The sequence below is a fragment of the Devosia sp. genome (genome assembly GCF_034675085.1).
Classification (GTDB): Bacteria; Pseudomonadota; Alphaproteobacteria; order Rhizobiales; family Devosiaceae; genus Devosia.
The window spans coordinates 19,656-29,493 of sequence record NZ_JAUCDN010000006.1 but is presented as its reverse complement, the minus strand read 5'-3'; the positions used below and the strand labels follow the sequence as shown (position 1 = coordinate 29,493).

The 9,838-nt window shown below is 63.2% G+C and carries 13 protein-coding genes; 11 read left to right on the top strand and 2 right to left on the bottom strand.

Features of this window, described 5'->3' with window-relative positions:
• From VDP82_RS01130 to ilvC, 8 genes are all read left to right on the top strand, one after another.
• Positions 1–546, top strand: a 546-nt coding sequence (locus tag VDP82_RS01130; protein WP_323012994.1) for a VOC family protein, incomplete at its 5' end; no start/stop codon positions are given.
• Between the two features lie 127 nt (positions 547–673).
• On the top strand, positions 674–1,405 hold the full coding sequence (locus VDP82_RS01125) for a PIG-L deacetylase family protein (RefSeq protein ID WP_323012993.1): 732 nt from the start codon (positions 674–676) through the stop codon (positions 1,403–1,405).
• Entirely contained in the window at positions 1,405–2,076 is a 672-nt protein-coding gene (locus VDP82_RS01120) for a 4-carboxy-4-hydroxy-2-oxoadipate aldolase/oxaloacetate decarboxylase (protein ID WP_323012992.1), read from the top strand. The genes VDP82_RS01125 and VDP82_RS01120 overlap by 1 nt, the downstream gene beginning before the upstream one ends.
• The gene (locus tag VDP82_RS01115; RefSeq protein WP_323012991.1) at positions 2,069–3,133 is read left to right on the top strand and encodes a 4-oxalomesaconate tautomerase; all 1,065 of its coding nucleotides are present in this window, start codon (positions 2,069–2,071) and stop codon (positions 3,131–3,133) included. Before VDP82_RS01120 ends, VDP82_RS01115 begins: the two co-directional genes overlap by 8 nt.
• A 15-nt stretch (positions 3,134–3,148) precedes the next feature.
• Entirely contained in the window at positions 3,149–4,015 is an 867-nt protein-coding gene (locus VDP82_RS01110; RefSeq protein ID WP_323012996.1) for an NAD(P)-dependent oxidoreductase, read from the top strand.
• Positions 4,012–5,205 carry a LysR family transcriptional regulator gene (locus VDP82_RS01105; protein ID WP_323012990.1) on the top strand — a complete coding sequence of 398 codons (1,194 nt, stop codon included), beginning with the start codon at positions 4,012–4,014 and terminating at the stop codon, positions 5,203–5,205. The genes VDP82_RS01110 and VDP82_RS01105 overlap by 4 nt, the downstream gene beginning before the upstream one ends.
• 135 nt (positions 5,206–5,340) lie before the next feature.
• Positions 5,341–5,982: a TetR/AcrR family transcriptional regulator gene (locus tag VDP82_RS01100; protein WP_323012995.1), complete on the top strand. Its 642-nt coding sequence runs from the start codon at positions 5,341–5,343 to the stop codon at positions 5,980–5,982.
• Between the two features lie 24 nt (positions 5,983–6,006).
• Positions 6,007–7,029 (top strand): ketol-acid reductoisomerase, encoded by a 1,023-nt coding sequence (gene ilvC, locus VDP82_RS01095; protein ID WP_323012989.1) that lies wholly within the window; start codon positions 6,007–6,009, stop codon positions 7,027–7,029.
• Positions 7,030–7,096: 67 nt separating this feature from the next.
• On the opposite strand, the gene VDP82_RS01090 is transcribed toward ilvC, so the two are convergent.
• Together VDP82_RS01090 and VDP82_RS01085 are read right to left on the bottom strand one after the other, a co-directional pair.
• Positions 7,097–7,411 (bottom strand): hypothetical protein, encoded by a 315-nt coding sequence (locus VDP82_RS01090; protein ID WP_323012988.1) that lies wholly within the window; start codon positions 7,409–7,411, stop codon positions 7,097–7,099.
• Positions 7,408–8,064 carry an RNase A-like domain-containing protein gene (locus tag VDP82_RS01085; protein ID WP_323012987.1) on the bottom strand — a complete coding sequence of 219 codons (657 nt, stop codon included), beginning with the start codon at positions 8,062–8,064 and terminating at the stop codon, positions 7,408–7,410. The genes VDP82_RS01090 and VDP82_RS01085 overlap by 4 nt, the downstream gene beginning before the upstream one ends.
• 139 nt (positions 8,065–8,203) lie before the next feature.
• Here VDP82_RS01085 and VDP82_RS01080 point away from each other — a divergent pair, with 139 nt between their 5' ends.
• From VDP82_RS01080 to VDP82_RS01070, 3 genes are all read left to right on the top strand, one after another.
• A complete protein-coding gene (locus VDP82_RS01080) occupies positions 8,204–8,701 on the top strand; it encodes a heme-degrading domain-containing protein (RefSeq protein ID WP_323012986.1) in 498 nt (165 codons plus the stop codon).
• A complete protein-coding gene (locus VDP82_RS01075) occupies positions 8,698–9,585 on the top strand; it encodes a PhzF family phenazine biosynthesis protein (protein WP_323012985.1) in 888 nt (295 codons plus the stop codon). The genes VDP82_RS01080 and VDP82_RS01075 overlap by 4 nt, the downstream gene beginning before the upstream one ends.
• A 95-nt stretch (positions 9,586–9,680) precedes the next feature.
• A complete protein-coding gene (locus VDP82_RS01070) occupies positions 9,681–9,803 on the top strand; it encodes a hypothetical protein (protein ID WP_323012984.1) in 123 nt (40 codons plus the stop codon).
• Positions 9,804–9,838 lie beyond the last annotated feature (35 nt).

Genomic DNA, 9,838 nt, shown 5'->3' with positions numbered 1-9,838 from the left:
ATCGCCAGCCGCTATCACGGGCGCGGCGTCTGCGTGCGCCGCATCGACCATCTCAACCTCTTGGCCAAGGACGTTTCGGTCATCCGCGACTGGATGCCCAAGGCGCTGGGCAGCCGCGTCACCGAATATATCCAGCTCGACAATGGCCGGCTGGGCGGCTGCTGGTTCACCGTCAACAATAAGAGCTACGACATCGCCTATACCGAGGATCACACCGGCCATACCGGGCGGTTCCACCACGTGACCTATGCGGTGGACCAGCGCGAGGATGTGCTGCGCGCCGCCGACATCTTCCTGGAAAACGGCATCCATATCGAAACCGGCCCGCACAAGCACGCCGTGCAGGGCACCTTCTTTCTCTATGTCTACGAGCCCGCCGGCAACCGCGTCGAAGTGGCCAATGCCGGGGCGCGGCTGGTGCTGGCGCCCGATTGGCAGCCGGTGGTGTGGACCGAGGCCGACCGCAGGAAGGGCCAGGCCTGGGGTCTCAAGACCATCGAGAGCTTCCACACTCACGGAACGCCGCCGGTGCCTTCGGCACATTAGAGCGTTTCCAGCAAAAGTGGAAACGGTTTTGCGGTTCGGAAACGCGATAAAACAAAGGCTTAGATCATTTCAGCGTTTCTACTAAACGCTGAAATGATCTAGGCGCCGCTATTATAAGGACAAGACCATGACTACCAAGACCGCCCTTATCGTCAGCGCCCATTCGGCCGACTTCGTCTGGCGCTGCGGCGGGGCCATCGCCCTGCATGCCGCCAAGGGATATGACGTGACCGTGGTGTGCCTTTCCTATGGCGAGCGCGGGGAAAGCGCCAAGCTGTGGAAGCAGAAGGACATGACGCTCGACAAGGTCAAGACCGAGCGCCGCCGCGAAGCCGAGAACGCCGCCAGGGCTCTGGATGTGCACGATATCCAGTTCTTCGATCTGGGTGACTATCCGCTGGAGATGACGCGCGCGGCCAAGGACCGGCTGGTCGATGTGATGCGGGCGGTGCAGCCCTCTTTCATCATGTCCCATTCCAAATACGACCCCTACAATACCGACCACATGTATGTGTCGCAGTGGACGCTGGAATGCCGCGCCATCGCCCAGGCATGGGGGCACAATCCGGGGCAGAAGATTCTCGGCGCGCCGCAGGTCTATCTGTTCGAGCCGCACCAGACCGAGCAGATGGACTGGAAGCCCGATGTCTTCCTCGACATCACCGATGTCTGGGACAAGAAATGGGCCGCCATCCAGGCCATGGAAGGTCAGGAGCATCTCTGGCACTATTACAGGAACGTGGCCGAGAACCGCGCCAACCATTTCACCCGCAATTCCGGCGGGCAATCGGGCGGGCGCGCGGCCAAATATGCCGAGGGCTTTCAGTCGATCTATCCGCGCACCGTGGATGAGCTGTAATGGGCGTCGTGGTTCAGACTATCGAGCGGGCCGATCCTGCCGTCATCGCGCGGCTGGCCGCCTGCGGCGTCGCCACCGTGCATGAAGCGCAGGGGCGCAAGGGGCTGCTGGCCTCCTATATGCGGCCGATCTATTCGGGCGCGCGGCTGGCGGCCAGCGCCGTCACCATTTCCGTCCCGCCGGGCGACAATTGGATGGTGCATGTCGCCATCGAGCAGTTGCAGGCGGGCGACATCCTGGTGCTGGCCCCGACCAGCCCCTGCGAGGACGGTTATTTCGGCGATCTTCTGGCCACCTCGGCGCTGGCGCGCGGGGGCAGGGGGCTCATCATCGATGCCGGCGTGCGCGACGTGGCCGATTTGACCGCTATGAAATTTCCGGTCTGGTCCAAGGCCATCTCGGCCCAGGGCACGGTCAAGGAAACGGTGGGCTCGGTCAATGTCCCGGTCGTCTGCGCCGGCGCCCTGGTCAATCCGGGCGACGTCATCATTGCCGATGACGACGGGGTATGCGTGGTGCGCCGCGACGATGCCGCCGCGGTGGCCGGCAAGGCCGAGGCGCGCGTTGCCGCAGAGGAGGACAAGCGCAAGCGCCTCGCTGCCGGCGAACTGGGTCTCGACATCTACAAGATGCGCGAGCGCCTCGCCGAAAAGGGTCTCAAATATGTCTGATACGCCGGACACCGGAACGCGCGTCATGTGGATGCGGGGCGGCACCTCCAAGGGCGGCTTTTTCCTCGCCGAAGACCTGCCCGCCGACCCCGCCGCGCGCGACGCGCTGCTGCTTCGGATCATGGGCTCGCCCGACAGCCGTCAGATCGATGGCATGGGCGGGGCCAATCCGCTCACCTCCAAGGTGGCGGTGGTCAAGAAGTCCGAGCGGCCGGGTGTCGATGTCGATTATCTGTTCCTCCAGGTCTTTGTCGACAAGGCCCTGGTCAGCGACGCGCAAAACTGCGGCAATATGTTAGCGGCAGTGGGCCCATTCGCTATTGAACGCGGTTTGAAACGTTCACAGTCTGTTAGCACCAAGACCCGCATTTACATGGAAAACACCGGGCAGGTTGCGGAAGCCACCGTCTCCACGCCCGGCGGCGTCGTATCCTATTCGGGCGACACTCATATCGATGGCGTGCCGGGCACGGCGGCGCCGATTCCCCTTGTTTTTGAAGACATTGCGGGGTCCAGCTGCGGCGCTTTGTTGCCCACGGGCAATGCGGTCGACCGGCTTTGCGGGGTCGGTGTTACCCTGATCGACAATGGCATGCCCTGTGTCATTCTCGATGCGGCCGATTTCGGCCTTTCCGGCTATGAAGGCCCGCTCGAGCTTGAGGAAAACGCCGCCTTGCGGGCCCGTCTGGAGGAGATTCGCCTGGCGGCGGGGCCGCTGATGAACCTGGGCGACGTGGCGAAAAGCTCGGTTCCCAAGATGACGCTGGTCAGCCCTCCCCAGCGGAACGGAATCATCTCCACCCGCAGCTTCATTCCGCATCGTTGCCACGACGCGATCGGGGTTCTGGCGGCGGTAACCGTGGCCAGTGCCTGCCTTTTGCCTGAAGGCCCGGCGGCGCGCCATGCTGCGGCGACCTCGGGCAGCGAGCGGCTGATATCGGTCGAGCATCCCACGGGCGAATTCACCGTGATTGCGCATCTGGACGAGGCGGGGCATCCTGTGCGTGCCGGCGTGATGCGCACGGCGCGAAAGCTGATGGATGGCGTTGTTTTCTAAAGGAAAAACGGCGTGATGCGGAACGAGACCATCGCCATTATCGGCTTCGGCGAAGCGGGCCAGGCCATGGCGCGCGGCTGGGCCTTGCCCGCGGGCCGGGTTCAGGCTTTCGACATCGCGGCGGCGAATGCGGGCTCGCCCCTCCCTGCGACTGCGCACGAACTGGCGGTCGGGCTGGCGGCGACGGCGCAGGTTGCGCTCGACCGAGCGGGGCTGGTTTTTGTGCTGGTGCCGACCGATCAAACCCTTGAGGCGGCGGAGAAATCCGCGCCGCATCTCTTGCCGGACACGATCTGGCTCGATGGCTCGTCCAGCTCTCCCGGCCGCAAACGAGAGGCCGGGGCTATCATCACCAAGGCTGGCGGCCGCTATGTCGACATGGCCATCATGGCGCCGGTGCATCCAGGCCTGCATCGTACGCCGGTCCTGCTGTCGGGCGAGGCGGCCGCGCTGGTGCAACCCGAGCTGGCCAGGCTGGACATGGTGACCGAACTGGCCGGGCCGGATGTGGGCCAGGCGTCCGCGATCAAGATGGTCCGCTCCGTCCTGGTCAAGGGCATCGAGGCGGTGACGGCGGAATGCTTTCTCGCGGCGCGCCGGGCCGGGGTGGAGGGCGCCGTGCTGGCGTCCCTGCGCCGCTCGGATCCGACACTCGATTGGCAAGCGCGGGCCGCCTATAATCTCGAGCGCATGGCCCGCCATGGCCATAGGCGGGCCGCCGAATTGCGCGAGGTGGTCGCGACTTTGGAGGAACTGGCCGTTCCGGGCCGCATGGCTGCGGCGACGGCGCTCTGGCAGGATCAGATCGGGGATATTGGCGGGGGCGAAAATTATCCCGAGCTCGCCGCCCAGCTCGATGCCGTACTGGCCGCGCTGGAATGAAGGCCAATCTCCGGCACCTAAGAACGTTTCTCTCGGCGGTCGAAACCGGCTCGATCACGCGGGCGGCCGAATTTAACAACGTTTCGCAACCGGCGGTGACGCAGGCGATCCGCAAGCTTGAGCAGCGTTTCGGCATGGCGCTTTTCGAGCGCACCCCGCGCGGGCTTTTTGCTACCGAAGCCGGCAAGGTCCTGGCGGAACGCACACAAAGGGCGCTGTCGCGACTTGATATCGTCCTGCAAAATCTTGCGCCTCGACTGTCACTTACGGCAACCAGCTCGCAATTGACCGCGCTCATCGCCGCAGTGGAGGCAGAAAATTTTACCCTGGCGGCGCGCCGGTTGGGGTTGGCGCAGCCAACCGTTCACCGCGCCATTGCCGAATTGGAGCAGGAGGCGGGGCGCGAGCTGTTCGAGCGCACTTCGCGCGGCATGCTGGCCTCGCGGGCAGCGGCAAATCTGGCGCACGCCGCCGAACTCGCCTTTGCCGAGATCGAGCAGGCCGACGCCGCAATGGGCGAACTGGCTGGCCGGGAGGTGGGGCGTATCGCGGTGGGAGCCATGCCGCTGTCGCGCGCCTCGATCCTGCCCATGGCCATTGCCGGATTCCGCAAGAGCTGGCCAACCTTGCCGATCCGCGCCGTGGAGGGACCGTATCGGGACCTGCTGGACGGGTTGCGCCGAGGACAACTGGACTTTCTGATCGGCGCCTTGCGCAACCCGGCTCCCGCCGAGGATGTGGACCAGGAATTGCTGTTCGTCGACGAGTTGGTGGCGGTTTGCGGGCCCGGCCATCCGGTGCTGGAGGGGAGAGAGACGCGGCTGGACCGGCTGGCCGAATACCCCTGGATGGTGGCGCCGGCGGGCACGCCCTCCCGGGCGATGTTCGATCGCATCTTCAGCGGCGCCATGACGCCGGCCAGCATCGTTGAAACGAGCTCGGTCATCCTGATGCGCGAGACGCTGGCGATTTCCAATCACCTGGGATTCGTATCGGCCGGCCAGGTGATTTCCGATGTGCGGCTGGGAAGCCTGGTTCGCCTGCCGCTTGACCTGCACGAGACGGCCCGCCCCATCGGCCTCAGCACGCGCAGCGGCTGGGTACCGACGCGGGCGCAGGCCGGCTTCGTCGATGAAGTCCGCGCTGCAGCGCGCCAGATAGGCGCCGACGGCCTTCCAAGACCCTCCTAGGACCAGCCAGGCAAAGGCCGAAACTTTGTCCTCGGCGCATAAATAGGGCTTGAATGGAACCGTACCGTACGGTACGCCTGCGATTGAAGCCGGATTGTGTCCCCGGCGATGTGCCAGGAAGTTGCCGCCGTGTCGATGACCATCAAGGTCAATGAGGAGACGTTCACCCCCCGCCAGCAGGCTGTGCTGACGGCGGCGCTGGACCTGCTCGTGGAAAATGGCGACGGGCTGACCATGACGGCGGTGGCGCGCCGGGCTTCGTGCTCGAAGGAAACGCTCTACAAATGGTTCGGCGACCGCGATGGGCTGCTGACCGCTACCGTGCAATGGCAGGCCGCCAAGGTGCGCATGCCGCAGGTGGACCGTTCTCATCTCAACGCCAGGATGCTGCGGCTCAGCGTTGAGCAATTCGCGCGCGATTTGCTCACCGTCATCATCGGTGAAGTGTCCATTACCCTCAACCGCACGGCCATCACCCATGCGACGCAGGAAAAGGACCGTCTGGGCAATATCGTGCTGGAAAATGGCCCGTTGGCCATTCGCCGTCGCCTCAAACCCATTCTGGAGGCCGGGCGCGATGCGCGCCTCCTGCGCTTTCCGTCCAGCGAGGATGCCTATCGCACCTTTTTCGGGCTCGTGGTGCGTGATGTGCAGATCCGGCTTCTGCTGGGCGACAGCGCGCTTACCCAATCCAATGTCGAGGCCAATATCGAAGCCGATGTAAAAGCCGCGACTGACCAGTTTTTCGCCCTATATGGGGTGAAAGCAGACCAATAGCATCGCAATTCCAGGGAGAGACCCATGCGCGTCTATTATGATCGGGATGCCGATCTGAATATCATCAAATCCAAGAAAATCGCCATTGTCGGCTATGGCAGCCAGGGTCACGCCCATGTGCTGAACCTGCGCGATTCCGGCGTCACCGACGTTGCCGTCGCCCTGCGCCCCGGCTCGCCCTCGGCCAAGAAGGCGGAAGGCGAAGGCCTCAAGGTCATGTCGGTGGCCGATGCCGCTGCCTGGGCCGACGTCATCATGATGCTGACGCCCGACGAATTGCAGGCCGATATCTATAAGCAGCATATCGAGCCCAATATCCGTGACGGCGCCGCGCTGGCCTTCGCACATGGCCTGAACGTGCATTTCAACCTGATCGAGCCCAAGTCCACCGTCGACGTCATCATGATCGCGCCCAAGGGCCCGGGTCATACCGTGCGTGGCGAATACCAGAAGGGCGGCGGCGTACCGTGCCTGATCGCCGTGCATCAGGATGCTTCGGGTAATGCCCATGATATCGCGCTGGCCTATGCTTCCGGCGTGGGCGGCGGCCGTTCGGGCGTTATCGAGACCAATTTCCGCGAGGAATGCGAAACCGACCTGTTCGGCGAGCAGGCCGTGCTCTGCGGCGGCCTGGTGGAACTGATTCGTGCCGGTTTCGAGACGCTGGTGGAAGCCGGCTACGCACCCGAAATGGCCTATTTCGAGTGCCTGCATGAAGTGAAGCTGATCGTCGACCTGATCTATCAGGGCGGCATCGCCAACATGAACTACTCGATCTCGAACACCGCCGAGTGGGGCGAATATGTCACCGGTCCGCGCATCATCACCTCGGAAACCAAGGCCGAGATGAAGCGCGTGCTGCACGACATCCAGTCGGGCAAGTTCACCTCCGAGTGGATGCAGGAAATCAAGTCCGGCGGCGGCGCCCGTTTCAAGGCGACCCGTCGCCTGGCCGACGAGCATCCCATCGAGGAAGTCGGCGCCAAGCTGCGCGACATGATGCCCTGGATCAAGGCCGGCGCCCTGGTCGACAAGGCCAAGAACTGAGGTTTTGGAACGGGGGCGAAGGCCCCCGTTTTGTTTTACGGGGCGCTGTTGGCCAGCTCCGGCACCACTATTTTTCAAGCGCGCTTTCGACGGTCGTCAGGGCTTCCTCCAGCAGGGCGCGTAAGAGTTTTGGATCGTTATATTTTATATTGGCGTCGCTAGCAGAATAGAATTGGTTAAGCTCCGCGTCTGTAAATTTTCCGCCTAGCATTTCCCTTAGGCAAGTCGCCAGTTCCATTAACTCCGCCTCGCGATCCGGCCCATGAAATTTGGACAGCCCCCAAAATATCATTTCATCGTTGGAAGAATCGTAGTTGGGCGTGGCATCCCTGACATTGTCGGCAAATTTATAGAAGATTTTTGGAACGCGGGACCGGATCATCTGGCAAACTCCTCGTTGGGCGTTTCATTTCGTGGATAAGCTGTAAGCACCACATATCCTGGTGGTGACTGATGCCGGCGGATGAGTACTTCTATCCAGAAAGTCGGACGAATGACAAAAGGAGAAATATCGTCTGGACTGAACGCTTCTCGACCTGTTGGGAATCCGAAGCGATGCAGCAATGTAGCGCCGGGTAATCTCCCATTGATAACCTGATGGACCGTTTCTGCGTTGAGGCGCAACACCTGTGAAACCAGATTGTTGGCCTCACCGAGTGAATTGAACGATCCCTCCGCAGGATGCCGCGAGTCGGGACGCTCAAGCCGTTGTTGCCATTGATAGGCAATGAGCTGGGTGTCGCTCCGGGCTACATGCTTGCTGAAGCCATGACCGCCCTTGAGTTCCTCCTTGGCTAAATCAACGGAGTAAAGTCCCGGATTGTCGAAGGCCGAAACGGCAACGTGAATGCGGTCACCGCTCGTTCCCGCCGCCACCCACTGTCCGCCAATCGGCGAGCCCGCCGGCGCACGGGGTTGGCTGGGGTTGAAGCCGGCCTTACGGACGGCGTGGTCGAGGCGGGCGAGTTTGACGGCGACATGCAGCGCCGCAAAGCGCCAGAACAAGGCGAGGGTGGATTGTCTGGTGGTCGGCATGGTGCCCGCCTCCGCTGTTTGATGTGAACATTCTCGCATCGGCCGCAGCGGCGGGGATAAGCTGGCCTGCCGCCACTACTCAGCGACGCGGCGCTGCTCTAGGCTCGCGACGCAAATTCGAGTCGCAGGGGGGAGCGGTATGGCCGCAGAGACAGATATCGCGCTGGTCAAGCGCCAGGAAACGGAACTGGTGCTGCCGATCTTCGATGAGGCGGTGGCTTTCGAGATCGGCTCGTCCATCCGCGCCCGTGCGCTGGCCGAGGGGTTGTCGCTGGTGGTCGATATCCGCACCTGGGATCGTCAATTGTTCTTTTCGGCCACGCCCGGTACCAGTGCCGACAACGCCGAATGGGTGCGCCGCAAGATCAATTCCGTCCGCCGTTTCCAGCGCGCCAGCTATCGGCTGGTGCTGGAGCGGGGGGAAGGGCCATTCAGCGTGCAATCGGGTGCCGATCCTGCCGATTACGTCATCGCCGGAGGGGGCTTTCCCATTCGCGTTCCGGGCGCGGGCATTGTCGGGTGCCTCACCATTTCCGGCCTGCCGGGCCGCAAGGACCATGGCGTGGCGGTGGATGGGCTGTGCGACCATCTGGGCCGGAACCGCGCCGATTACGCCTTGCCGGAGGTTTCCTCGTGAAGCTCGACTATCTGCTGCTGGACGTGTTTACGCGCAAGCGGCTGACCGGCAACCAGCTTGCCGTGGTGCCGCGCGCCGATGGGTTGCTCGATGACGAGATGCAGGCCATCGCCCGCGAGTTCAATCTCAGCGAGACCGTCTTCATCCTCAAGCCGCAGGTGGAGCGCAATACCGCCGCCGTGCGCATTTTCACGCCTTACCAGGAATTGCCTTTCGCCGGTCACCCCACCGTTGGCGCCGCCGTGGCGCTGGGCCTGTCGAGCCGGGCCAGTGCGGTGCGGCTGGAAGAAAAGGTGGGGATCGTCACGGCGCTGTTTGAAAAGCACGACAGACGTTCCGGCGAAGCGCGTTTTTCGCTGCCGCGCCTGCCGGCGCGTCTCGCTTCGCTCGATGACCGGCTGGGCTTGGCGCAGGCGCTGGGCATCGAGGTGGAAGATATCGGCTGTGGTGCCTATCGGCCGGCAGTGTTTTCTGCCGGCGTCACCTTCCACCTGGTGCCGGTGCGCGATGCATCGGTGCTGCGGCGCATCACCGTCAACCGGCTGTGCTGGAACGATGTTTTCCATCACGAGCATCAATCGGCCTATGTTTTCACGCTGACACCGGATGAAAACGACAACGATTTGGCGGCCCGCATGTTCGGCATGGGGCTGGGGGAAGACCCCGGCACGGGTTCGGCCGCCGCGGCGCTGATCGGCCTTCTGGCCGAGCAGGCTCCGCTTGCCAGCGGGCAGGCGGATTTCATCCTGCGCCAGGGGCATGAGATGGGCCGCCCCTGCCGGATCACGCTGCAATTGCGCAAGGAGAACGATGTCCTCGTCCACGGCGCCATTGGCGGCGATGCCGTGGTCGTAGGGGAAGGTGTGCTCGATCTGGACGACTGAGACAGAAGTGGTCACACGCGCAAAAAAATGACGCTGGACGGGCTTGCGTCGGGCGTATGTTTCGCGCATGCTTGCAGCAAATCTGGACTATGCCCATGCAGCGCAAGCGCGCCATTGCTATCGCCAAGGCTGACCGTCAGGCCCGTTATTCGGGTCTGGTGCTTGCTGCTGGCCTGCTGCTGCTTCCGGCGCTTCTCCTCCTTCTTATCAGCCCCTGATCACCGGCAGCTCGATTTAGCGAGCGGGTCGTCAG